General features: G+C 63.0%; 20 protein-coding genes. 9 read left to right on the top strand and 11 right to left on the bottom strand.

The window, feature by feature from the left end; all coding sequences use genetic code 11:
- Positions 1 to 184: 184 nt before the first annotated feature.
- Positions 185 to 826 carry a 3-keto-disaccharide hydrolase gene (locus E4O92_RS02960; RefSeq protein WP_135188258.1) on the bottom strand — a complete coding sequence of 214 codons (642 nt, stop codon included), beginning with the start codon at positions 824 to 826 and terminating at the stop codon, positions 185 to 187.
- A gap of 38 nt (positions 827 to 864) precedes the next feature.
- On the opposite strand from E4O92_RS02960, the gene E4O92_RS02955 reads away from it, so the two are divergent.
- On the top strand, positions 865 to 1,773 hold the full coding sequence (locus tag E4O92_RS02955) for an alpha/beta hydrolase (protein WP_135188257.1): 909 nt from the start codon (positions 865 to 867) through the stop codon (positions 1,771 to 1,773).
- Positions 1,774 to 1,868: 95 nt separating this feature from the next.
- Here E4O92_RS02955 and E4O92_RS02950 read toward each other — a convergent pair whose 3' ends face one another.
- From E4O92_RS02950 to E4O92_RS02925, 6 genes are all read right to left on the bottom strand, one after another.
- Complete coding sequence (locus tag E4O92_RS02950; protein ID WP_135188256.1) at positions 1,869 to 2,183, bottom strand: L-rhamnose mutarotase; 315 nt, start codon at positions 2,181 to 2,183, stop codon at positions 1,869 to 1,871.
- Positions 2,180 to 3,379, bottom strand: a complete 1,200-nt coding sequence (locus tag E4O92_RS02945; RefSeq protein WP_135188255.1) for a glycoside hydrolase family 88/105 protein — start codon at positions 3,377 to 3,379, stop codon at positions 2,180 to 2,182. Before E4O92_RS02945 ends, E4O92_RS02950 begins: the two co-directional genes overlap by 4 nt.
- Positions 3,379 to 4,815 carry a glycoside hydrolase family 28 protein gene (locus E4O92_RS02940; protein ID WP_135188254.1) on the bottom strand — a complete coding sequence of 479 codons (1,437 nt, stop codon included), beginning with the start codon at positions 4,813 to 4,815 and terminating at the stop codon, positions 3,379 to 3,381. The genes E4O92_RS02945 and E4O92_RS02940 overlap by 1 nt, the downstream gene beginning before the upstream one ends.
- Positions 4,812 to 7,574, bottom strand: coding sequence for a glycosyl hydrolase (locus E4O92_RS02935; protein WP_135188253.1), 2,763 nt, complete (start codon positions 7,572 to 7,574; stop codon positions 4,812 to 4,814). Before E4O92_RS02935 ends, E4O92_RS02940 begins: the two co-directional genes overlap by 4 nt.
- 163 nt (positions 7,575 to 7,737) lie before the next feature.
- Entirely contained in the window at positions 7,738 to 9,033 is a 1,296-nt protein-coding gene (gene rhaI, locus E4O92_RS02930; RefSeq protein WP_135188252.1) for an L-rhamnose catabolism isomerase, read from the bottom strand.
- A gap of 66 nt (positions 9,034 to 9,099) precedes the next feature.
- Complete coding sequence (locus tag E4O92_RS02925) at positions 9,100 to 11,208, bottom strand: bifunctional rhamnulose-1-phosphate aldolase/short-chain dehydrogenase (protein ID WP_135188251.1); 2,109 nt, start codon at positions 11,206 to 11,208, stop codon at positions 9,100 to 9,102.
- A 365-nt stretch (positions 11,209 to 11,573) separates the two neighbouring features.
- Between E4O92_RS02925 and E4O92_RS02920 the strand changes: the two genes are divergently transcribed.
- The 6 genes from E4O92_RS02920 to E4O92_RS02895 all read left to right on the top strand — a co-directional run bounded on the left by E4O92_RS02920 (position 11,574) and on the right by E4O92_RS02895 (position 18,477).
- A complete protein-coding gene (locus E4O92_RS02920; protein WP_135188250.1) occupies positions 11,574 to 12,440 on the top strand; it encodes a DeoR/GlpR family DNA-binding transcription regulator in 867 nt (288 codons plus the stop codon).
- Positions 12,437 to 13,441 (top strand): rhamnose ABC transporter substrate-binding protein, encoded by a 1,005-nt coding sequence (gene rhaS / locus E4O92_RS02915; protein WP_229482980.1) that lies wholly within the window; start codon positions 12,437 to 12,439, stop codon positions 13,439 to 13,441. Before E4O92_RS02920 ends, rhaS begins: the two co-directional genes overlap by 4 nt.
- Positions 13,442 to 13,548: 107 nt before the next feature.
- A complete protein-coding gene (locus E4O92_RS02910; RefSeq protein ID WP_135188249.1) occupies positions 13,549 to 15,114 on the top strand; it encodes a sugar ABC transporter ATP-binding protein in 1,566 nt (521 codons plus the stop codon).
- Entirely contained in the window at positions 15,111 to 16,109 is a 999-nt protein-coding gene (locus E4O92_RS02905; RefSeq protein WP_229482978.1) for an ABC transporter permease, read from the top strand. The genes E4O92_RS02910 and E4O92_RS02905 overlap by 4 nt, the downstream gene beginning before the upstream one ends.
- Positions 16,106 to 17,122 carry an ABC transporter permease gene (locus E4O92_RS02900; protein ID WP_135188248.1) on the top strand — a complete coding sequence of 339 codons (1,017 nt, stop codon included), beginning with the start codon at positions 16,106 to 16,108 and terminating at the stop codon, positions 17,120 to 17,122. The genes E4O92_RS02905 and E4O92_RS02900 overlap by 4 nt, the downstream gene beginning before the upstream one ends.
- 5 nt (positions 17,123 to 17,127) lie before the next feature.
- A complete protein-coding gene (locus tag E4O92_RS02895; protein WP_135188247.1) occupies positions 17,128 to 18,477 on the top strand; it encodes an FGGY-family carbohydrate kinase in 1,350 nt (449 codons plus the stop codon).
- A gap of 936 nt (positions 18,478 to 19,413) precedes the next feature.
- Here the strand turns inward: E4O92_RS02895 and E4O92_RS02885 are convergent.
- Complete coding sequence (locus E4O92_RS02885) at positions 19,414 to 19,944, bottom strand: GNAT family N-acetyltransferase (protein WP_135188246.1); 531 nt, start codon at positions 19,942 to 19,944, stop codon at positions 19,414 to 19,416.
- Positions 19,945 to 20,103: 159 nt separating this feature from the next.
- Positions 20,104 to 20,430 carry a hypothetical protein gene (locus tag E4O92_RS02880; RefSeq protein ID WP_135188245.1) on the bottom strand — a complete coding sequence of 109 codons (327 nt, stop codon included), beginning with the start codon at positions 20,428 to 20,430 and terminating at the stop codon, positions 20,104 to 20,106.
- Positions 20,431 to 20,756: 326 nt separating this feature from the next.
- On the opposite strand from E4O92_RS02880, the gene E4O92_RS02875 reads away from it, so the two are divergent.
- Positions 20,757 to 21,152, top strand: coding sequence for a polyketide cyclase (locus tag E4O92_RS02875; RefSeq protein WP_135188262.1), 396 nt, complete (start codon positions 20,757 to 20,759; stop codon positions 21,150 to 21,152).
- A gap of 37 nt (positions 21,153 to 21,189) precedes the next feature.
- On the opposite strand, the gene E4O92_RS02870 is transcribed toward E4O92_RS02875, so the two are convergent.
- Both E4O92_RS02870 and E4O92_RS02865 read right to left on the bottom strand, forming a co-directional pair.
- A complete protein-coding gene (locus E4O92_RS02870) occupies positions 21,190 to 21,705 on the bottom strand; it encodes a ribonuclease domain-containing protein (RefSeq protein ID WP_135188244.1) in 516 nt (171 codons plus the stop codon).
- A gap of 157 nt (positions 21,706 to 21,862) precedes the next feature.
- On the bottom strand, positions 21,863 to 22,114 hold the full coding sequence (locus E4O92_RS02865) for a family 43 glycosylhydrolase (RefSeq protein WP_135188261.1): 252 nt from the start codon (positions 22,112 to 22,114) through the stop codon (positions 21,863 to 21,865).
- Positions 22,115 to 22,505: 391 nt separating this feature from the next.
- On the opposite strand from E4O92_RS02865, the gene E4O92_RS02860 reads away from it, so the two are divergent.
- Entirely contained in the window at positions 22,506 to 22,856 is a 351-nt protein-coding gene (locus E4O92_RS02860; RefSeq protein WP_135188243.1) for an H-type lectin domain-containing protein, read from the top strand.
- Positions 22,857 to 22,859 lie beyond the last annotated feature (3 nt).

Here is a 22,859-nt window from a genome sequence, read left to right as displayed (position 1 = left end):
ATGCGCCGGGGTGGCACGCTCTGCAATGACCGTTAGGGTGCGCACCTGTGCGCACGCGGTACGGTTGCGCAGAGTTTGCATCCGCGCGCGCACGGGGTGCGCACCCTACGGGATAGGTGTGATGGTCACATTACGCGGTACGGTTGCGCAGAGTTTGCATCCGCGTGCGCACGGGGTGCGCACCCTACGGGATAGGAGTGATGGTCACATTGCGCAGCTCATACGGCGCCCCTTCGAGCTGAAAGCCGATCTTGCCCTCGCGCGGATTGGCCCCAGTCACCCGGTTTTGCAGCACGCCATTGACCGTCACCTCGATCACGCCGTCGCGCGCCAGCACGTCGACCACGTTCCATTCACCGGCCGGCTTTTCGCTGTCCGCCGCCATCTTGGCCTTGATCTTGGGGTAGGCTCCAGGCGCGGTGGTGAGCGGCTCGACGAAGCTGGCGCCCGCCATCGGCAGCAGATCGCCCACGAATCCATGCTTGGTCTGCACCTGCTGGCTCAGCGGCCACACCCCGTCCTTCGGTCCGGACGCAACGTGCAGCAAAAAGCCAGAATTGCCAGGCTTGCCGCTCCAGCGCCATTCGACATGCAGCTTGTAGTCGGCGTAGCTTTCACGAGTGGCGAAGTAGCCGGACGGCTTGCCGGCCACCGCGATCACGCCATTTGGCTGCATCGAGTACACCGACTCGGGCGCCGCGACGGGCGTGGTGACCAGGTCAAAGTCCTTGAAGTCCTGGCCGTTGAACAGCGGCCGTGAAGTGCTGGCGCAGCCAGTCAATGCCGCGATTGCCAGTACCCCGAAAACGTAAGATGCTTTTACCATGTTGAACCCTGCTGTAAGTTGAAAAAACTGGAGACACGATGAAGAGAATTGCACTTGCCCTGCTGCTTGCCGCCGCCCTGCCCCTGTCCCAGGCCGCGCCCAAGGTGCTGCCGCTTTGGCCGGAAGGCGTACCCGGCGCCAAGCCCGCACTGGGACCGGAACGCTTTGAAAACGGCCGCGTGTCGAACATCAGCGAGCCGACCATCACCGTGTACGGCCCTGCGGTCGACCGGCAGAACGGCACCGCCGTCATCATCTGTCCGGGCGGCGGCTACGTACGCGAATCGTTCCAACGCGAAGGCGAACAGTATGCCACCTGGCTCAGCACCTTGGGAGTGACCAGCTTCGTGCTCAAGTACCGGCTGCAGGAATTCGGCCACCCGGCGCCGCTGCAGGACGTGCTGCGCGCGGTGCGGCTGGTTCGCTCGAAGGCGGCGGAGTTCCACGTTCGTGCGGACCGCATCGGCGTGATGGGCAGTTCGGCGGGCGGTCATCTCGCGGCTACTGCCGGCACCCTGTTCGACAATCCGCTCGGCCGCACTGGGGCGCAGCTCGATGCGGTCAGCGCCAGGCCGGATTTTTTGATGCTGATGTATCCGGTCATCACGATGGATGGGCCGGCGGTGCACACGGGGTCGCGCAAGGCGCTGATCGGAGGGGCGCCCTCGGCGGAAACCGTGCAGCTGATGTCGGTTGAAAAGCAGGTAACCAAGGATACGCCGCCAACGCTGCTGATCCACACGCAGGAGGACAAGTCGGTGCCGGTTGAGAACAGCATCATGTTCTATCAGGCGCTTACGCGGGCCGCGGTGCCAGCGGAGATGTACTTGTTCGAGCATGGGGCGCATGGAATGGGAATGAAACCGGGGCTGGGTACGGCGTCGAACTGGCCGCGCCGCGCAGAGGAATGGCTGCGTGAGCGGGGGCTGCTTGATGCGGTCAGATAGGGGCCAACACTGAGCAGCCGTACCGCGTGCGCACTGGTGCGCACCCTACGCCCTCGGCAAGCCGTGAGGTGCGCGGTCCCCACCCTACGAAGTTCTCACGCCAGGTGGAACATCTGCACCAACGGCCACTCGCGCGGACGGTTGCCCGGCTCGACCTCCATCAGGTCGGCCATGTGGTCCCACCAGCGCCGCATGACCGGATGCTCCGGCAATGCAGCGATGTTCTGGTCGGGCCAGAGCTTGAGCACGGCGAACAGGTGCAGAGTCTCTTCGTCCAAAAAAATCGAGTAGTCGTAGATGCCTGAGTTCTTGAGCAGATCCACGAGCTCCGGCCAGATCTCGTCGTGCCGGCGCTTGTACTCCTCCACCGTACCCGGCTTGAGCTTCATCCGGAACGCGCGGCCGATCATTTGGAGCCTCCCGCCGCCATCTTCTTCAGCTCCGACGCAGCGAGCATGAACGCGCCCACACCATAGTTGAAGCTGGAAGTCGGGCGATAGAACGCCGGCTCTGCCCCGGTCTGCTGGATGTTGCCGACGCGGCCGTCCGCGTAGACATTCTTCAGGATGCCGGCCCAGGCGCGCGCAATCACGGGCTTGTACTTTTCTGCGTCCAGCAGTCCGTTGTTCACGCCGTAGGCCATGCCGTACACGAACAGCGCCGAGCCCGATACTTCAGGCAGCGGATAGGTGGCCGGGTCGAGCAGGCCGGCATGCCACAGCCCATCAGGTCCCTGCAGGCTCGCGATCTTGTCCGACATGTCGCGCAACTGCCGCACGTAGAAGCCGCGCTGCGGGTCATCCGCCGGAATGTAGTCGAGCACGCGCGCCAGGCCGCCCATCACCCAGCCCTCGCCACGCGACCAGAACATCTTCTTGCCGTTCGGCTCGCGCTTGGTGGCGTAGCTGGCGTCGCGCAAGTACAGGCGTTCCTCTTTGTCCCACAGGAGGTCGTAGGTACGCTTCCAGTTCAGGTGCATGTAGTCCAGGTACTTGCGTTCGCCGGTCACCTTGTACATCTTGGCCCATACCGGCGGCGCCATGAACAGCGCGTCGCACCACCACCAGGGGATGCGCGCGTCCTTGGGCTTGAGGGTTGCCAGCGGCAGCAGGTCTTCCATCTCCGCCTTTGTCAGGTTCAGCAGCGATGGGCGCTTCTCCTGCACATACAGGTCGATGTAGACCTGGGCGATCGACAGGTCGTCGGCGTTCGGCAGGCGGTCACGCAGCTGGAAGTCGAAGTGCTTGGCCATCTCGAACATGGCGTTGCGGTATTTCGGATCGCCCGTCGCTTCCGATGCGGCCATGAAGCCCGTGTACATCACGCTAGAAGTCCAGATGCGGTCCCAGTGCGGCCTGGAGCGCTCAAGCTGCCAGTCGGCGACCTTGCGCAGCGCCTTGTCGATGGCCGCGGGCTCAATTGCCGGCGACAAGTCGGTCGCGTAAGGGCCGGCGGACTCCGGCGCATCGCCAAAGTGGCGGCTGGTGTCCTTGTCGATGATCGCCTGCATGGCCGGCGTGGGCTGGGGGTAGTTCTGCGCGAGCGCCGGAAAGGCGGCGAAGGCGAGCGCGGCGGACAGTGCCGCCAGTCGTGGTTTGGTGGTCATCACGTCTTGTCCTGTTCTGCGAAACTCTTCTTCGATGGGTCTTCCTTCTGGCGCGGCGCGCGGATTTCGAAACTGCCCGCCGGCAGGCCGGTCACAGTGCTGGCTTGGCCCACCTCAACCTTGGTGCCCAGCTTGAGCGTGGTGTCGGTGAAGGTCCAGTCCTGGGCGTCGTTGATGTGGCCGCCCTTTTCGGCCTCGATGTCCAGACCGGAAAATTGGAAGCGCTGCAGCGGCGCGTGCGGGTAGCCGTCGACCTCGAACGCGGTCTTGGCGCCCGTCGCCTTGATGTTCCAGATCTTCACGTCGTGGAAGTGGGCAATGCCCTGCTCCTTGGGCACCGGCGTAGCCAGCACTTTCCAGTATGGCGGCACGTTGGTTTCGGTCTCCGGGATCTTGGCGTAGCTGTAGGACGGGTTCCAGTTCATCGTCACGCGCACGGCGACCGGAATGCCGGTCATCGTAAAGTCGTGCAGGCGCAGGTTTTCACCCCAGCCGCCGCGCGTGTGCGCCGACTTGAACAGGATCCCGACCGGCACCTTGCCCTCGACCGTGATGTTGTAAGCTTCGATGTTGCGAAAGCCCCCCGACGTCTCGCTGCCGAAGGTGAAGCCGGCGGCGCCGGCGCGCACGATTGAATCGCGCACCACCACGTCTTCGGTTGGACGCGCCACGCGCAGGCCGTCGGCATCGCGCCCGGCCTTCATCACCAGCGCGTCGTCGTTGACCGTGATGTCCGCATTCGCGACCAGCACCTTGCGCGACGAGTCGATGTCGATGCCGTCGGTCGACGGGCCGTGGCCATCCTCGTTGTTACGGATGACGACGCCGTCGACCGTCACGTCACTTGAATAGCACACGTGCAGGGTCCAGAAGCCCGAGCGGCGCATCAAGAGGCCCCCGCCGACCTTGATGTCCGACGAATCGAACACCTGCACCAGCCGCGGCCGGCGCGCGTCGTAGTCCGACGCCCAGCGCAGGCCACGTGGTTCGTACTCTTTGCGCAGCGACCAGTAGCTGTCCCAGAACACCTTGCCGTCGCCGTCAATCGTGCCTTCGCCGACGATCGCCGCCTTCTTCTGTTTGTAGACGTTGACCAGCGCGGCTGGCCAGGTCATCTCGATGCCTGCGATCCGGGTCGGCATCATCGGGTAGTCCTTGATGTCCTGCGAGCCGAGCAGGGTCACGCCCTTGTCCAGCTTGAGGGTGACCCCGGACTTCACGAAGATCGAGCCGGTCAGGTAGGTCCCGGCCGGGAACACCACCGTGCCGCCCTTCTTCGCGGCGGCGTCGATCGCCTTCTGGATTGCGGCCGTGTTCATGGACGTGCCGTCGCCCTTGGCGCCGTACTTCGCCGCGTTGAAGTCTGCGGCGTAGCCGAAGCTTGACGCCAGCGCAAGCGCGGTGGCCAGCGCGATTGGTTTGAATGCGTTCATCATTGGATCTTCTCCCCGACCAGTTTGACCGGACCGAGCATGCCGGACGGACGCGGCGCGATCAGTTCCGTATCCTGCGGTTTGAAGCGCTCGCCGTAGCGCAGCGACAGCAGGCGGTAGTCCGGCAGCGCGTGCCCGGCCAGCGTGTTGAGCCCAAGGTTGGCCACGCGTACCTCGATCTTGTTGGTGCCGCTGGTGAGCAGCGGCGTTACATCGACCCGGTACGGCGGATGCCAGACCGCGCCGGCACGCTTGCCGTTGACGTAGACCTGGGCGGCCTCGCGCAGCGGGCTTTCGAGCATGGCGCGCATACCAGACGGGACCTTGGGCGTCGTGGCCAGCGCAGTTCCGTGGCCGAAGTCGAGCACCACACGGTTGCCTGCGAGCTGCGACGCGTTAAGCTTCACTTCCTTGCTGTACACGGCTTCGCCCGAGAAGTAGCGGGTCGATTCGTCATCGGTCCACGAACGCAGCTGCTTCATGGCCACCGGTTTGGCCTGGCCGGGGAAGCTGACCTTCCAGTCCTGGCTCAGGTCCGCCAGCACGGCAGGCGCGGCGGTGCGCTTTGCGACGTCGGCAGCCAGCGGCGCATCGGACAGCACCAGCACGCGCGATTCGTACGGCGCCAGCTTGAGGTCGGCCGGCAGGGTCGCCCGCGACAGCTTGCCGCTGTCCGGGTCGAGCCAGGCAGCAGCCTTGCGCTTGGCGCCAACGTCGGCGGTCGCGCTCACGTCGTGGTTGCTGGTGTTGGCAATGAAGTAGATGTCGGCATCAGCCAGCTTGCGGCGCACGAAGCCCACGTCCGAGACGTTGGCCGACAACTGCAAGTCAGGTGCCAGCATCGCCTTGAGTGCCGGGCCCACCGAGGCGTCGTCCGCCACCTGCATGACGTTCGCGCCCGATGCGAACAGTGCCTTCGATGCCTGCGCCACCTGTTCCGAGATGCGCTTGGCGTCCACGAAGCCCGGCGCCAGCGATGGCGTACTGCCCACCGCAATGATCTTGCCGCCGCCCTTGACGTAGTCGGCGAGCTTGGCCATCACTTCGGGCGACAGACGCGTCACGCGCGGCATCACCAGCACCGGATGGCGCACGCCCAGCCCGAGGATGGATTCGGCGTCGACGTAATCGAGGTTGTGGCCGCAGTCCAGGATCTGCGCGGTCAGCTCGGGGGTGACGTACTTGTGCAGCGCCGCCGACAGCGACACCTTGCCCGGCGCCAGTTCGGCATACGCATCGTCATTAGGCAGCAGCACCGCAACCTGGTTGGCGGGTTCGCCCTGGCGCATCAGGTAGCTCATGCGCGTCAGGTAGCTGGTCACCTCCGGCATCACGTTCCACCACGGGTTGTGGTCGTTGAACACGGCGGCGGCATAGAAACCGTAACCCGGCTCCAACGTGCCCGGCGGCGTGTACGGCCAGCCGTGGCCCACAAACAGGTTCACGCCTTCGAGCAGCATGCGGTCGGCCTCGGCCTTCATGTCGAGCGGCGTGGCGCTGAACGCGGGCGAATTGAGCCAGGTCCAGGTTTCGGCCGAGATCACCGGGCGGCCGTACAGGTGGCCGGCCGACGTGGCCAGGCGCGTGAACGAGAACGCACGGAACTGCGGGCCTTCGCCTTCCGGCAGTGCCACCAGGCGGTTGCTCGACATCGACACCGGCGGTTCGCCGTAGGTCTGGGAGCGGAACTGGGTGTTGTGCTTCTTGGCCCAGTCGTCGATTCGCGTGAGGTAACGCTCGTTGACGAGTTCAGTCTGGGTAAGTGCCCAGTCGTGGCGCACCGCGCCGGCGTCTTCACCCTTGCCGGAGAAGATCGCGGGCAGGTGCGGCGTCAGGTCGTAGCCGCGGCGCTTTTTGAATTCGTCCAGGAAGTTGTCGGTCCAGTCGGTGCCGTACACTTCCAGGCTGTCGGAGAACACGGCGTAAGGCGGCTCGTCGCCAAAGGCCTTGAGCAGGGGTTCGGCCACAACCTTCAAGTGATGGTCGACCGCGTTGTGGCTCAGGTGGTCCATCACGAAGCCTTCGGCGTTCAGCGCAGCGCGCTTGACCTGCTGGCCGGTGCGGGTGGCGACATAGAACACCACTACGCGCGGCGTCGCGGCAGGCTTGAGCGTGGCGCGGCCATTGCTGCCCTTCTCCGGCTGCACCATTTGCAGGCGCGTGGCGTCGAAGTCCTTGCCGCTGCCCTCGCCCACAAAGGTGGCGATCAGCTTTTCACCGCTCATGATGGCCGGCAGCGCAAAGCTTGTCGCATTGGCCGGCAGTTCGCTGGTTGCCAGGCGCAGACGCGCGGCGGCGTTTTGCGCGCTGATGTGCGGGCCGCCGTACGGCCAGCCGCTGCCCAGCGTAATGTCCACGCGCATGCCGTTGGCACGGCCAGTGCGGTTGGCAAAGCTGACGGAGTCGAGGAATTCGGGCGACAGGTAGGGAACGTTTTTGATGCCACGCGCAGGATCGTCCAGCTCCATCGGGTACACCGGCTGGATCTCGAAGCCGCCAAAGCCGCCGGCCTTCATCGCACGGATTTCGCGCTCAAGCTCGGCGTTGTTCACGGCGGGGCCGAACCACCACCAGCGCATCATGGGACGGGCATCGCTTGGCGGCGATGCCAGCCGGGCGGCGACGTCTGAAATTTTGTTGGAAATGACGGGTGCGGGCGCGGTGCTGCCGGCGTGTGCAATCGAGGCGCAAAGCAGCGCAGCGGCCAGCGCGCACGGGGCGACGCAGGCTGCGAACGGCTTGCTCGAGAAGCGCTTGCTCATTCGGTGGTCTCCTGAAGGGGCGGATGTGGCAACGCGCACCGGGGTGAGCGGCGCGCGGGTTTTCAGGCTTTGTCCTGGCCAACACTGAGCGGCCGTACAGCGTGCGCACGGGTGCGCACCCTACGGATTTCGGCGGACAGAGCCTGGGTCTTTGGCTTCGCGATCAGACGATGCCGCTGCTGCTTGCGCCAGCCTTGGCCGGACGCATGCCGGCTACGCGGTCGCGGTATCCGCTCGCGCGGTAGCAAGCCACCGGGTCGGCGGCGCCGCCAGCACGCACGCGCGCCATTGCCAGGATCGGGCTGACGTCGGTGCGGAACGCGTGCTTCAAGGTCTGGGCGGCCTGCAGCGCGTCGTTCTGCTGCTGGTAGACGGCCAGCGCGGCGCGGTCCACCAGCGCCGCCTGCACGAAGGCGCGCTGCACTTCGACTGCGCTGTTCATCAGGCTTTCGACCGGGTCGGTCACGTTGTGCGACTGGTCGAGCATGTAGCTCGGCTTGAAGGCCGCGCCGTCGCGCAGGGCCGCATCGGCCAGCTCGTTAAAGACCAGGAACAGCTGGAACGGGTTGATCGAGCCAGAATCCAGGTCGTCGTCGCCGTATTTGCTGTCGTTGAAGTGGAAGCCGCCGAGTTTGCCGAACTGCGCGAGGCGCGCGACGATCATCTCGATGTTGGTGTTCGGGGCGTGGTGGCCAAGGTCGACCAGGCACTTGGCCTTGGGGCCGAGTTCGGTGGCGCAGGCAAAGCTGGTGCCCCAGTCGGCGATGGTGGTGGCGTAGAACGCTGGCTCGAACAGTTTGTGCTCGATGAAGACGTTCCAGTCTTCCGGCAGCGCGGCGTAGATCTTGCGCATGCTGTCCAGGTAGCGCTCGAGCGCGCCGCGCAGGTTGTGCTGGCCTGGGAAGTTGGCGCCGTCGCCGACCCACACGGTCAGCGCCCGCGAGCCGAGGGTCTTGCCCAGCTCGATGCATTCGATGTTGTGTGCGACGGCCTGGGCGCGCACCTCGGCGCTGCCGGCGGTCAGGCTGCCGTATTTGTAGGTCTGTTCCTGGCCAACCTGGTCCTGGAATGTGTTGGAGTTGACGGCGTCAAAGAAGAGGCCCAGGCTCGCGGCCTTGTCGCGCAGCTCTTTGGCGTCGGTCGGCTTATCCCACGGGAAGTGCAGCGATACGCTCGGGGTGGCGCGCGTCAGTTGATTGATCACGCCGCAGTCGTCCAGCTTTTCGAACACGTTGCGCGGTTCGCCGCGACCCGGGAAGCGCGCAAAGCGCGTGCCGCCAGTGCCCACGCCCCAGCTCGGCACCGCGACCGCGAAGCCCTGGGCAAGCGAAGTGAGCTCTTCGATGTCCTGGCCACGGCGCGCCAGCATGCCGCCGAGCGCGTCGTAGTCGGCCTGCAGTTGCGCTTGCAGCTTGGCGTTGTGTTCGGCCACCTGGCCGGCGTCAATCACTGTACTCATGATGTCTCCTTGTGCATCCGTGGCGGTACCCCGGCTGGGGCCCGCCGCTTTCTTTGTTGCCTTATTTTAACGAGTGAACGCCGCGGCGTTGCCTGCATCCACGTTCAGGACGTTGCCGGTGCTCTTGGCCGACTTGTCGCTGCACAGGAAGTAGACGGCTTCCGCGATGTCTTCCGGCAGAACACTGCGCTTGAGCATGCTGCGCTTGCGGTAGAACTCCTCCACGTCGTCGGTGCCGATCTTGTTCGATGCGGCACGTTCTTCCTTCCACTTGCCGTCCCAGATGCGGGAACCGCGGATCACTGCGTCCGGGTTGACGACGTTTACGCGAATGCCGTGCTCGGCGCCTTCCAGCGCGATGCAGCGTGCCAGGTGGATTTCAGCCGCCTTGGCGGTGCAGTAGGCGGACGCGCCGGCCGATGCCACCAAACCGTTCTTGGACGCGACGAACACCATGCTGCCGCCCAGTTGCTGCTGCTTCATCACCTGGAACGCACCGCGGCTGACCAGGAAGTAGCCGGTGACCAGAATGTCCTGGTTGCGCTTCCAGATTTCCAGCGTGGTTTCGTCCAGCGGCGCGGCGGAGGCGATGCCGGCGTTGGACACCAGCAGGTCCACGCCGCCAAAGCGCAGCGCGGTGGCCGCGAGAACCGAAGCGACGTCCTCTTCCGAGGTGATGTTGCCGCGCACGGTGGCGATGCTGTCCTTGCCGGCTACCTTGACCAGGTCCTGGTGCGCCTGGCCCAGCGCCTCGGTGTCGATATCGGTCAGCATCACGCAAGCGCCTTCCTGCAGCAGCTGGCGTGCCACCGCCTGGCCGATGCCGCCGGCGCCGCCGGTGACCAGCGCGATGCGGCCAGCCAGGCTCTTCGGCTTGGGCATGCGCTGCAGCTTGGCTTCTTCGAGCAGCCAGTATTCGATGTCGAAGGCTTCCTGCTCCGGCAGGCCGACATAGCTGTCGACGCCGTTGGCGCCGCGCATCACGTTGATCGCATTGACGTAGAACTCGCCGGCGATGCGGGCGGTAGCCTTGTCCTTGGCGAACGACAGCATGCCCACGCCCGGGATCAGGTAGATGATCGGGTTGGCGTCACGAACCTTCGGGCTCGTTGCGCGCTTGCAGCGCTCGTAGTACGCGGTGTAGTCGGCGCGGTACGCGTCCAGCGCCTGATCAAGGCTGCTCACCAGGCGATCAAAGTTCGGGGCCGTCGGATCGAAATCGAGGACCAGCGGACGGATTTTGGTGCGCAGGAAGTGGTCCGGGCAGGAAGTGCCGAGCGCGGCCAGCGGAGCCAGGTCGGCGCTGCAAACGAACTGCAGCACTGCATCGCTGTCGTCGAAATGGCCGAGCTTGAACTCGTCCTTGCTGATCTTGCCGCGCAGCAGAGGCATCAGGCGAGCAGCCAGGACCGAACGCTCGGCGGCCGGCAGTGCCTGGTATTTCTGGCCGCCAAACACCGGCTGCTGGATGTTGGCTGCCAGCCAGTCTTCGGCCCGCTTGATGATGGCCAGGGTGGTCTCGTAGCAATCCTTGGCCGTGTCGCCCCAGGTGAACAGGCCGTGACCTTCGAGCACGATGCCCTTCAGATGCGGTTGTTCCTGCGACAGTTTTTCCAGCTTCAGGCCCAGGTCGTAGCCCGGGCGCTGCCACGGCAGCCAGCCCAGTTCGCCTTCGAAGATCTTTTCGGTCAGCGTCTTGCTGTTCTTGCAGGCAGCAATCGCGATCACCGAGTCCGGGTGCATGTGGTCAACATGCTTGCGGTTGATGTAGGCGTGCAGCGGGGTGTCGATCGAGGCCGCGCGCGGGTTCAGGTTAAAGGTGCAGTGCGGCAGGTAGCCGACCATCTCGTCTTCGTGCTCGAGGCCGCGGTAGCGGTTCTTGAGCGCCTGCAGCTTGTCCATGTAGAGGGTCGAGAAGCCGTCCAGCTTGATGCTGCCCAGGTCGCCGCCCGAGCCCTTGACCCACAGCACCTCGGTTTGTCCGCCCGACAGCGGATCGGTCATCATGATCTTGGCGGAAGTATTGCCCCCGCCGAAGTTAGTAATGCGCAGGTCAGAGCCCAGCAGGTTGGACCGGTACAGTAACAGCTCCGGTTCGCTCAGGCTTGCGGCAACCTGATCGTCCCAGCGCGACGTAATCGGTTCCTTCTGCTTTGTTTCACTCATTGCGCTCATCAAAAAAGTCTCCGTGTGAGTTGTGCCGCCATTCAAGCGATGCGGCGGTCTATGCGTTGCGAATTCCATCCTTGCCATCCACGACAAAAGCATCGCACTGGCAACCGAGCCAAGTAGAAATCAGCGAAGCAATCAGTGTCAACACAGAAACAATCAACTTAATGACCAAGACAGAATTAATCATCCGCTTGATCAATTTGAGCAACTCTCCGTTGCAGATTCGAGAAACAATCAACGATCTGATCGATTGCTGATTGACCATACGGCCTGAACTGATTAATCTTTCCCCAACACAAAAGCGGCCATCGTTGGATTGACTATTGTGAAAGCCGCGTAAATACAGACGGCACAATCGGAGGAGACAAATGGTGAATCACAAACGCCGCAAACGTTTGCTGAAGCTGCTCGCCGAACATCAGGCAGCGACAGTACAACAGCTTGTCGAATGGCTCAGCGCGTCCCCGGCGACGGTGCGACGCGATATCAGTTGGCTGGCCGCGCGTAACCTGCTTACGCGCACCCGCGGCGGAGCGGAAAACCTGCTGCCGAAAAAACGCCAGTTCGCACTGTCGAGCGAAACTTTCCAGAACAACATTCAATGCTTCGCGGCGCGCAAGCGCGCGATCGCACGCCAGGCCGCTTCCATGTGCCAGGACGGCGAAACCATCATCATCAACGGCGGCACGACCACGTTCATGATGGCCGAGTTCCTGGCCAACAAGCACCTGAAGATCCTGACCAACTCGTTCCTGATGGCCGAGCGCCTGCTGGTGACGAGCGAAAACGAGATCATCGTCCCCGGTGGCAAGGTCTACCGTGAGCAGAACGTGATCCTTTCCCCGTTCGACAACGACATTACCCAGCACCACTACGCCGGCAAGATGTTCATGAGCGTCTACGGCCTGTCGCTGCTGGGACTGATGGAAGCCGACCCGCTGCTGATCCAGGCCGAAAAGCGCTTGATCAGCCAGGCCGAGGAACTGGTGGTGCTGGCCGACAGCTCCAAATTCGCCAAGAAGGCCGGCCTGATCCTGTGCGGGCTGGATCGCGTGTCCTACGTGATCACCGATACCGACGCCTCCGACAGCGCGGTGCAACTGCTCGAGCAGTACGGCGTCAAGGTGGTGACGGTTCCGCCTGACGAGATCGCGCCCGACCTGTGCGCCCCCCACTTCAACCCGGCCTATGACCTGCAGTCCGCGGCCATTCTTCAGACGGAGACATCGCATTGAAACTCAATAAACTCCTGCTCGCGGTCGTGGCCATCGGCATGCTGGCGTGCCTGTCCGCCTGTGAAAAGAAGAGCGACAAGACCCGCATCGCCATGGTCGTGAAGAACCTGGGTAACGGCTTCTTCGACGCGGCCCACCAGGGCGCCGACGAAGCGGCCAAGGAACTGGGTAACGTCGAGGTGATCTACACCGGCCCCACCACGCCCAGCGCCGAAGGCCAGATCGAGATCATCAATTCGCTGATCAGCCAGAAGGTCGACGCGATCGTCATCTCGGCCAATGACCCGAACGCACTGGTGCCGATCACCACCAAGGCCATCCAGCGCGGCATCAAGGTGATCTCGTTCGACAGCGGCCTGGCGCCAGAAGGCCGCCTGATGCAGCTGTCTCCGTCGAACGCCGACCTGATCGGCGAAAAGCAGATCCAGATGGCGGCCAAGGCCATCGGCGGCGAAGGCGAGATCGCAATCCTGTCGGCATCCGCGCAAGCGACCAACCAGAACATCTGGATCGGCGTGATGAAGAAGGTGCTGGAAAAGCCCGAATACGCAAACCTGAAGCTGGTGGCCACCGTGTACGGCGACGACCAGTCCGACAAGAGCTACCGCGAGGCCATTGGCCTCTTGCGCAGCCACCCGAACCTGAAGGCGATCATCGCCCCGACCACGGTGGGCATCGTCGCCGCCAGCAAGGCAGTGGTGGATGAAAAGCTGGTCGGCAAGGTGTTCGTCACGGGCCTGGGCCTGCCGTCGGAAATGGCCGGCCACGTCAAGAGCGGCGCGGTGAAGGAGTTCGCGATCTGGAACCCGATCGACCTGGGCTACGCCGCGACCTACGCCGCCAACGAATTCGTCAAGGGCGCGCCCGACGCCAAGCCGAACGGCAGCGTCAAGGTCGGCCGCCTGGGCAGCGTGAACATCGACGGCACCGGCGAAGCAGCGCTCGGTCCGCCGTTCACCTACAACGCCGAAAACGTCGAGCAGTTCGCCAAGATGTTCTGACGCTTTACCGCCGCCGTTGACAGCAGCGCGTCGTTCCCGCCAGGTAGCGGGGACGGCGGGTGCTCGTCCCCACGGCGGACGCTACCACTTTCTGTTCGCGTAACCGTATGCCAGTCACACAAGTGTCAAGCCCTCCCCTGTGCCAGCCCGATGCCGGGCTGGATGTCCCGGTATTGCAGCTTTCCGGGATCTGCAAACGTTTCAGCGGCATTGTCGCGCTCAACGAAATGGCCCTGACGATCCGCGCCGGCGAGGTCATGGCGCTGATCGGCGAGAACGGCGCCGGCAAGTCCACGCTCGTCAAGACGCTGACCGGCATCTACAAGCCCGACGCCGGCACCATCACGCTCGATGGCAAGGCAGTCTCGTTCGGCAGTCCGCAGGAAGCGAGTCAGGCCGGGATCACCGCGGTCCACCAGGAGACCGTGATGTTCGACGAGCTCTCCGTGGCTGAGAACATCTACATCGGCCGCCAGCCAACCAAAGGATTCCCGCCTCGTATCGACTGGGCCAGGATCGAGTCCGAGGCCGAAAAGCTGTTCGCGCGGCTTGAGGTGTCGCTGCCGGTGCGCGCACGGGTCAAGGACCTGTCGGTCGCGCAGCGCCACTTTGTCGAGATCGCACGCGCCCTGTCGCAGGATGCGCGGGTGGTGATCATGGACGAGCCAACCGCTGCGCTGTCTCAGCGTGAAATCCGCGAACTGTATCGCATCATCGGCCAGCTCAAGGCCGCCGGCACCGCCGTCATTTTCATCTCGCACAAGTTCGACGAGATTTTCGAAGTGGCCGACCGCTACACCGTCCTGCGCGACGGGAACTTCGTGGCCGAAGGCGCGCTGTCGGAGATCACCGAGCCGGAGCTGGTGTCGCTGATGGTCGGCCGCGCCGTGCACCAGGCCTACCCCAAGGCCGAGGTTCAGATCGGCGCGCCGCTGCTCGAAGTCGACAGCTTCTGCCACCCGACCGAATTCGACAAGGTCAGCTTCACGCTTCGCCGTGGCGAAATCCTGGGCTTCTACGGTTTGGTTGGCGCCGGCCGTTCGGAAGTGATGCAGGCCCTCTTTGGCATGACTTCCAACGTGAGCGGCAAGGTGCGCATGGAAGGCAAGGAGGTCTCGATCGCCTCCCCGAACGACGCGATCGCGCACGGCATCGCCTACGTGCCGGAGGACCGCCAGCACCACGGTGCCCACCTGACACTGCCGATCATGCAGAACATCACCCTGCCGATCCTGAACCAGGTCGGCTTCTTCCTGCGCCGCCGGCGCGCAGTCGAAACCGCGATTGCGCGCCACTTCGCCGAGCAGCTGGAACTGAAGGCCAACCACCTCGCCCAGAATGTAAACGAACTCTCGGGCGGCAACCAACAGAAGGTCGTGCTGGGCAAGTGGCTGGCCACCAACCCCAAGGTGATCATTCTCGACGAGCCGACCAAGGGCATCGACATCGGCTCCAAGGCCGCGGTACACCGCTTCATCAGCGAGCTGGTGACGCGCGGCCTGTCCGTGATCCTGGTGTCGTCCGAACTGCCGGAGGTGCTGGGCCTGGCCGACCGCGTCGTGGTGATGCACCAGGGGCACGTCAAGCGCGTCATCGAACGCTTGGACGCCACGCCCGAAATCGTGGTCGCGGCCGCGTCGGGAACCGATCTTGCAACGGAGGTGGCAGCGTGAACCTGCTCAAACAACGCGAGCCGCTGCTCGCCCTGATGATCGTGGCGCTGGTGCTACTGGTGGGCCTGCGCGCGCCGGTGTTCGTATCCGGCGCCTCGCTCGCCAACCTGGTCACCGACAGCACAATGCTGGTGATGCTGGCCCTGACGCAGATGCTGGTCATCGTCACCCGCGGCATCGACCTGTCGATCTCATCGAACCTCGCCCTGTCGGGCATGGTCGCGGCAATGCTGGCATCGCACAACCCGGGCCTGCCGCTGCCGCTGGTGGTGCTGGCGGCGGTGCTCGTGGGCCTGGCGCTGGGCCTGGTCAACGGCTGGCTGATCGGCTACCTGGAACTGCCGCCGATCGTGATCACGCTGGGCACCATGAGCGTCTACCGCGGCATGGTGTTCGTCCTGTCGAACGGCGCCTGGGTGTCGGCGCACCAGATGCCGCCTGAATTCATCGCGTTTCCACTCACGCCCATGTTCGGCCTGCCGCACCTGGTATGGATCGCTGCCGCCACGATGCTGGCAATGGGTTTCATCGCGCGCCACACGCGTTTTGGCCGTGACCTGTTCGCGATCGGTAACGCGCCCCACTGCGCCGGTTACATCGGCATCGCGACAAACAAACGCCTGCTATGGACCTATGGCCTGTCGGGCATGGTGGCCGGCCTCTGCGGCTACCTGTGGGTCGCGCGCTACGCCGTGGCCTATACCGAGATCGCGTACGGCTTCGAGCTGACCGTAATCGCGGCCTGCGTGATCGGCGGGGTCAGCATCGCCGGCGGCGTCGGCTCCGTACTTGGCGCCATGCTGGGCGCGCTGTTCCTGTCCGTGATCAGCAACGCGCTGCCGGTGCTGCAGGTCTCGCCGTTCTGGCAGAGCGCGCTCACTGGCTTCGTCATCCTCGTCGCGGTGCTGATCAACGCACGCGGCAATGCCAACCGCAGCCGCCAGATCCTGCCGCTGCACCAGAGTGAACTGAAAGCCAACAGGAGCGCCGCATGAACATCGGCACGATCATGCAGACCCCAAAGACCTCGCGCTACACCATCCTTGACCGCGAGCCGGTCAAGCTCAAGACCATCCTCGGCCGCTGGGAAAGCCTGCTGGCCATGCTGCTGGTACTGATCTTCGTGGCCGGCAGCGTGGCGCTGCCGAACTTCTTCGACCTGTACAACCTGCTCGACGGGACTTCGAACTTCAGCGAAAAGGCGCTGATCGCGCTGCCGATGGCCCTGCTCATCATCTGCCGCGAGATCGACATCTCGGTGGCCGGCACGCTGGCCCTGTCGTCGGTCGCCATGGGCCTGGCCAAGGGCGCCGGCATGCCGGCCGAAGCGCTGCCGGTCGTGGCGCTGGCCACCGGCACCGCCTGTGGCCTCTTCAACGGCTTCCTGGTCACGCGATTCGCACTGCCCTCGATCGTGGTCACCATCGGCACCATGTCGCTGTACCGGGGCCTGGCAAGCGTGGTCCTGGGCGACAAGGCCTTCACCGGCTACCCGTCGCTGATGGCGTACTGGGGCCAAGGCTACTTCTTCGGCATCGTGCCGCGTGAATTCGTGGTGCTGCTGGTGTTTGCGGCGCTGTTCGCCGTCCTGCTGCACACGACCGCCTGGGGACGCCGTATCTACGCGATCGGCAATAACCCGGACGCCGCCCGCTTCTCCGGCATCGCGGTCGACCGCTACCGTCTGGCCATGTTCATGCTCACCGGCGCCATGGCCGGCGTGGCGGCGTTCCTGCTGACCGGGCGCATCGGCAGCACGCGGCCGAACATCGCCACCGGCTGGGAGCTGGAAGTGATCACGATGGTGATCCTGGGCGGCGTCTCCATCGCCGGTGGCGCCGGCACCATTGGCGGCGTGATGCTCGCGGTGCTGACTATGGGCCTGGTGACCTACGGCCTGGCGCTGGCGAACATCCCGGGCATCTACATGACCATCACCGTCGGCGTGCTGCTGCTGGTGACGATCGCGATCCCGCGCCTGCTGCGCGGCCGCGCGACCCGTAAGTGAACCGTATGAACACCGACGCACTGATCGTCCTGGACATCGGCAAGACCAACGTCAAGCTGGCCCTGATCGATGCACAAGGGCGCATGCTGGCGGAACAGCGCCGCCCGAACACGATCGTGACCAGCGGGCCATATCCGCATCACGACGTGGAAGGCATCTGGGACTGGATGCTCTCGACTTGCCGCACGTTTGCGCAGCAGGCCGACGTGTCCGCCATCGTCCCGGTGACCCATGGCGCCACCGCGGCGCTGGTCGACGATGCCGGTCTGGTGCTGCCCGTGCTCGACTACGAGGCGGCGCTGCCCGGCGTCGACTACGACGATCTGCGCCCGCCGTACTCGGAAACCTATTCGCCGGACCTGCCGATCGGCCTGAACCTCGGCCGCCAGCTGGTCTGGCTCGCGCAGCGCTTCCCCGAGGATTTCGCGCGCACCAAACACATCCTCATGTATCCGCAGTACTGGGCATGGCGCCTCTCAGGCGTGGCTACGAGCGAAGCGACCTCTCTCGGCTGTCATACCGACCTGTGGAATCCGCTGCGCCAGGAGTACTCGAGCCTCGTGTCGCGCATGGGCTGGGAAAAGCTGCTGCCGCCGCTCGCGCCGCCGTCCGCGGTGCTCGGGACGATTCGCCCGGAGGTGGCCGTGGCGACCGGTCTTCGCGCCCACTGCCAGGTCCTGTCCGGCATCCACGACAGCAACGCGTCGCTGGTGCGCTATCTTGGCAAGGGCGATGCGCGAACTGTGCTCTCCACTGGCACCTGGATGATCGCTGCCGCTTTTGGTGCGCCGCTCGAACATCTGCGCGAAGATGCCGACATGCTGGCCAACACCAACGCCCTCGGGCAGCCGGTGGCATGCATGCGCTTTATGGGCGGGCGCGAGTTCGGCACGCTGGCGGGAGAACATCCGCAAACCTGCTCGCTAGAGGACATCGAGCGCCTGATCGCCCAAGGCACGCTGGCCCTGCCCTGCTTCGCCGAATCCGGTGGGCCGTTCGCCGGGACGGCAGGCCGGATCGTAGGACAGGTGCCGCAGGACGCGCGCGAGCGGTATGCGCTGGCCACGCTGTACTGCGTGCTGATGACGGACTACTGCCTGAGCGAGCTGCAGGCCGCCGGGCCGCTTGCGGTGGAAGGCAGCTTTACCGCTAACCCGTGGTTCGGCCCGATGCTCTCCGCGCTGCGCCCACAGCAGCCGGTCACGTATTCGGACGATGCCAGCGGCACCCTCTGCGGCGGCTGGATGCTGCGCTACCCCGATGCGACGCCTCCTGCCGGCGATACTGCGATCGCCCCGCTGGCGCCCCAGGGCTTGTTCGAATATCGCCAGCGCTGGCTGGCCGCAGTCCCATGAACAGTTTCGCTGTCTCCTCAAATAGGAATTCGGCCCGCTGGTTTTAGCGGGCTTTTTTTTCTGTGTCGCGGCTAAGAGCGCCTAACAAAACCGTTCGACATACCGCCAACAGATGAGCGAGCATGCAAGCGAAAGGAACGCCTGATGTATGTCTGCTTCTCGTTCGTGTCGGATGCGCAGTCTGCGAAAGCCGTGTAGCCAACCTAAGGTACGCTCAACGACCCGGATAAGCCGGCGATGAGAATCACGACGAACGCAATGACGATAGTGGCGAATACTTTCGAAAGCAAACCGTCTCCTACTTATCCTGTTTTGGGGTATCGGTAAGTCCGCTCCTAGCCGATTGCGCCTCTCAGAACTTTGCTTCTTATTCTCACTGTATCTCATGGATCGCGGCGTCCAGCACTTCGTCGGCGTTACCGATTTCCTCGGTCCGATCCTCGGCAGCCGGGAAACGGCAATCTCGCTCACACCACTGCTTTGCCGTACCTTTACTTGCACGGGCCCGCATGCACCACTGGTCATCCCCTGACTCATGTCGCGCAAGCGCGCCGACTCGTTGGACGCCGCGTAGAAAGGCCGCCAGGAATCGACCAACTGGGTGACCGGGACGCCATCGATAGATTCGATGATATCGCCGGGTTTCAGTCCACTTACAGCGCCTGCTTCGTCATTCGTATAGCCGCTAATCGCCGCACGCCCTTCCACGAAGCGAACCTGGACGGGTAGCTCGCACTTCCCCACCGGCGGACGCACCTGGAGCGAACTCCATAGATTTGAGTGGGTATCGTGGATCCGCGCTATGACGGCCATCATCGCCCGTTCGTACTCCGATCGATCCTTTGCTAGGGCCACCGCGGCAATGGATTCACGCACCGGTTGAATCCGCAACCCATTGCGGACCTGACAAACAGCTTGCCGTGCAGTCCTGTAGGCCTAAACAACTGAGCCTGCCCGCTCACGGGTATAAATGCCGACCGCTTTGCCGTATATCTCAGTTTCCGCTTCATAAGTCAGGCCAAGGCGCTTGGCAACGCGCAGCGATGATTCATTGGCTGAAGCGATGAGAGCCCGAACTTTTGATTCGCGTCGGATCTCGAGCGCATGGTTCAAGGCTGCCGCCGCCGCTTCGGTCGCGAATCCCTGGCCCCAAAAGGCACGATAGGTATTCCAACCAAGCTCCATCACAGTGGACTCCTCGCGAAAGAACGCGCCAACATTCCCGACGAGTTGACCAGTCTCCTTTTCCTCGACAGCCCACCATCCGGCGCTATGTATGAGCCATAGTCCTGCTTGTGAACAGAAGATTCGCCATGCAGCATGGCGGTCAGCCGGGACCAAGTGGGCCGAGCTTACAGGGTCGGCGATATGCGCTGCGAATACGTCAAAGTCCTCCCGTCGATATTCACGAAGCATGAGTCGTTCCGTGTGAAGGTATGGAACAGAAGTGATGAACTCGCTATTCATGAGCTAGATTCCATGTACTGGTGCCAGATAAGCCGTCCATTGTCGGCTACAAGGTGCGATTCGCGCCAATGGTCTTCTTTCACCCAATTCGACTTGGTAGCGGTAAGAGTCATTGCAAGAAAATAGTCAGTTGACGCGATGGCTTGGACCCCTTTTCCTCTAACGGCAATTTTCCTTATAAACTTTCCTGAGACCAGCCAGCATATCGGCGCGCTCAGCCGCACCCCCGACTTTCTTGCCCTCGTTGTAAGCAAACGGGCAGCTCATCTTGTCAGCCTTGGCCACGTAGTCCTCGTAGACCTTGATGAGGTCCTTCACGAGGGCGCATTTCTGCGGCGACAGCGTGACCTCATCATCTCTCGTCTGGACAGCGGGGAACTTCTCATATACCGGCTTCGAGAGCGACTCGCATTGTTGCTGGGTTACTCCGGCAAAAGCGGTGGACCCGGCGGTGAGTGTCAAAAGTGCTGCAATAAACAAACGCATTTAATTTCTCCTCTTACTCGCTTACACCGCGCACCAAGCGCTTGCCGATCTAGTCGTCGTGGCCGCCTTCACCCTTCACCGCAGGCGCAAACAGAAGGCCGTGCAGAGTTTTGCTGTTCGTAACGTTTCGTGCGGCCGCTGCCATTTCGGTTGCGTTCAGTGCGTTCGATGCAGTATCGTGAAGCGGACGTCGAGAGTTAGTGGAAGATTAGCGAGACCGTGGGGCAACTCCCGGTTTCCGATTCTACATCACAAACCTTCGAAGCAATATCATTTTGACACGCCAAGCCTATAGACCGGCCAAGCTAAGATTGAGTCCAAAAATTATGTTTGAGGCAAGAACAATCAGCGTTTCTATCCTTCACCCTTGGCAGGCGCTCTATGAAGCGATCTATCAACCGGAGTTTTTCCCTAGATGGGCATCCGGCTTGGCCCAGAGTACTCTGGAAAAAGAAGGTGAATGGTGGAAAGCCAGCGGGCCTGAAGGCGCCGTCAAGATACGCTTCACCCCCCGTAATGATTTTGGGGTGATGGATCATTATGTCGACGTAGGCGCCGATCAGGTGGTCTATATGCCCATGAGGGTTATTCCCAACGCAGATGGCGCGGAAGTGTTACTGACCCTGTTCCGACTACCTGAGATGACGGACGAAAAATTCGAAGCTGACGCGGCTTGGGTCGAAAAAGATCTGAAGGTACTGAAGTCTCTTTTCGATGGTTGACGCTTGTCCAGCGCGCTACCGATCCTCGATCGAAGGGTTAGGTGCCACGGTGCAAGACGGGTAAGCGAGAGTTATGAATCCGCTGGATAGCCGAGGCAATATGCGCTCGCATTGCTGGTGCGATTCCCGTCACCAAATAGAACCCGTTCCGCCAACGCTCGTCCACGGACGCAATGGCTTGCGCATGTTGGGCCGAGCCGGCTTTTCCGGGCACCCGGTCGTAGTGACATGCAGTGAAGAACACCAAGCCGTTGTCGCGAATAACCAGCCGCCTACGCCCGCGGGTCGCGATGCCCGGCGTAGGGACTGTAAACTCGCGGTATTCGGCCCTGCCGGGCAAATCCCCGGACCGGTTGCCGAACAGGATGCCATCATGCCGAGGATACAGCAGGGGGCCGCCATGAATAATCAACTCCAGGACCTGCTTTGCCTCCGCCGGAAGCAATTCGTACTCGAAGGCGTATAGCTCGTTGCCATAGGGTCCGCTGCGCCCCAGGATTCCCTGGTCACGAAGCGCCCTCTCCTCGACGGAAAGATCCACATTTTCCGGCATGCGCCCTCCTGCTTGGTGCGGGGTGCTGGCCCAGTTTGCTCTGGCATGCCCGAGGTCGCCGAGCAGCAGCCATTAAAGTTTCTGTAGCCTACGTACCGAACGAGCATGTGTCTACTGGTAACTATACGAGGATGATCGCACGCATCAGCAAGCGCAATTAATCCGCCACAGGCTCCCCAAACTCCGGCGTACCGTCCGCCTTCCAGCGAATCACCTGGGCCCGCGTGTGCCGATTCGGATCACGCAGCGAATCACCCTTGATTTCCCGGTAGTTGCGCGCGTGGTAGACCAGCACATCGGTCTTGCCGTCGGGCGTGGTCGTGAACGAATTATGTCCCGGGCCGAATTGGCCATTGGCTTCGCTGGTCTTGAACGCCGGCTCGGGCGACTTGCGCCATGCAGGCCGGATCGAAGGATCGGCGCCGCAGGACGCGCGCCAGCGCTACGCGCTGGCCACGCTGTAATGCGTGTTGATAACTCGAAATTGCCGTCCGTAGATCACCCATCTTGAGCTCACTAGCTAGTACCGCCGATTTCATAGTGAGCGGTCTTAGGTCAGCATCGTAGGCCGCGCTATTGCAATGCGAAGGTAGCGAAGACGAGCCGGCAGCCGTTCTGCGCGAGCAACGCATTGAGCAGGCGCCTTGCCGGTCACGCGACAGGCAAGCAGGAGGCAAACGTGCCCGGAGCGAGCTAGCCCCCACTGGCGCTGCCAGCGAACAGTCCATTGCAGCAGACAATATTGTCAGTGCTACAATTTAATTGCCCCGTCATTTATCATTCCCAAATCGAGGAAAGCCATGACAACTGCAACCAGTATCGACACAAATAAATTGTCCGAAGAAGTTCGGCAGCAGGTCGTGCAACAGCAGCAGTTCGCAAGTTTTGATACGCCGATGGGATTAAAAGTCGTTACCGGCCGGGTGGGACCAGGCCACACAGGCATCCAATTCAATCCTCCGTTCCAAGCACCTCCGTTTGTCATGATGTCGATCTGTGCATTCGATATCGACCGTGGCGCCAACGCGAGACTAACTTGCGGTCCACTCGCAAACACTATCACCAGCAATGGATTTACGGCAGTCTTGGGCACCTGGGCTGACACTGGCCTATATTCCGCTAGCGCAAGCTGGATAGCGATAGGGGTTTGATCG

Origin of the sequence: Massilia horti, assembly GCF_004614195.1 — a bacterium.
GTDB lineage: Bacteria > Pseudomonadota > Gammaproteobacteria > Burkholderiales > Burkholderiaceae_D > Telluria > Telluria horti.
This window is presented reverse-complemented; position numbering and strand designations above follow the sequence as displayed.

What these genes read in the sequence shown, in the direction of transcription:
- E4O92_RS02960 (WP_135188258.1), bottom strand. Translation starts at nt 826, where the DNA reads ATGGTAAAAGCATCTTACGTTTTCGGGGTACTGGCAATCGCGGCATTG.
- E4O92_RS02955 (WP_135188257.1), top strand. Translation starts at nt 865, where the DNA reads ATGAAGAGAATTGCACTTGCCCTGCTGCTTGCCGCCGCCCTGCCCCTG.
- E4O92_RS02950 (WP_135188256.1), bottom strand. Translation starts at nt 2,183, where the DNA reads ATGATCGGCCGCGCGTTCCGGATGAAGCTCAAGCCGGGTACGGTGGAG.
- E4O92_RS02945 (WP_135188255.1), bottom strand. Translation starts at nt 3,379, where the DNA reads ATGACCACCAAACCACGACTGGCGGCACTGTCCGCCGCGCTCGCCTTC.
- E4O92_RS02940 (WP_135188254.1), bottom strand. Translation starts at nt 4,815, where the DNA reads ATGATGAACGCATTCAAACCAATCGCGCTGGCCACCGCGCTTGCGCTG.
- E4O92_RS02935 (WP_135188253.1), bottom strand. Translation starts at nt 7,574, where the DNA reads ATGAGCAAGCGCTTCTCGAGCAAGCCGTTCGCAGCCTGCGTCGCCCCG.
- rhaI (WP_135188252.1), bottom strand. Translation starts at nt 9,033, where the DNA reads ATGAGTACAGTGATTGACGCCGGCCAGGTGGCCGAACACAACGCCAAG.
- E4O92_RS02925 (WP_135188251.1), bottom strand. Translation starts at nt 11,208, where the DNA reads ATGAGCGCAATGAGTGAAACAAAGCAGAAGGAACCGATTACGTCGCGC.
- E4O92_RS02920 (WP_135188250.1), top strand. Translation starts at nt 11,574, where the DNA reads ATGGTGAATCACAAACGCCGCAAACGTTTGCTGAAGCTGCTCGCCGAA.
- E4O92_RS02910 (WP_135188249.1), top strand. Translation starts at nt 13,549, where the DNA reads ATGCCAGTCACACAAGTGTCAAGCCCTCCCCTGTGCCAGCCCGATGCC.
- E4O92_RS02900 (WP_135188248.1), top strand. Translation starts at nt 16,106, where the DNA reads ATGAACATCGGCACGATCATGCAGACCCCAAAGACCTCGCGCTACACC.
- E4O92_RS02895 (WP_135188247.1), top strand. Translation starts at nt 17,128, where the DNA reads ATGAACACCGACGCACTGATCGTCCTGGACATCGGCAAGACCAACGTC.
- E4O92_RS02885 (WP_135188246.1), bottom strand. Translation starts at nt 19,944, where the DNA reads ATGAATAGCGAGTTCATCACTTCTGTTCCATACCTTCACACGGAACGA.
- E4O92_RS02880 (WP_135188245.1), bottom strand. Translation starts at nt 20,430, where the DNA reads ATGCGTTTGTTTATTGCAGCACTTTTGACACTCACCGCCGGGTCCACC.
- E4O92_RS02875 (WP_135188262.1), top strand. Translation starts at nt 20,757, where the DNA reads ATGTTTGAGGCAAGAACAATCAGCGTTTCTATCCTTCACCCTTGGCAG.
- E4O92_RS02870 (WP_135188244.1), bottom strand. Translation starts at nt 21,705, where the DNA reads ATGCCGGAAAATGTGGATCTTTCCGTCGAGGAGAGGGCGCTTCGTGAC.
- E4O92_RS02860 (WP_135188243.1), top strand. Translation starts at nt 22,506, where the DNA reads ATGACAACTGCAACCAGTATCGACACAAATAAATTGTCCGAAGAAGTT.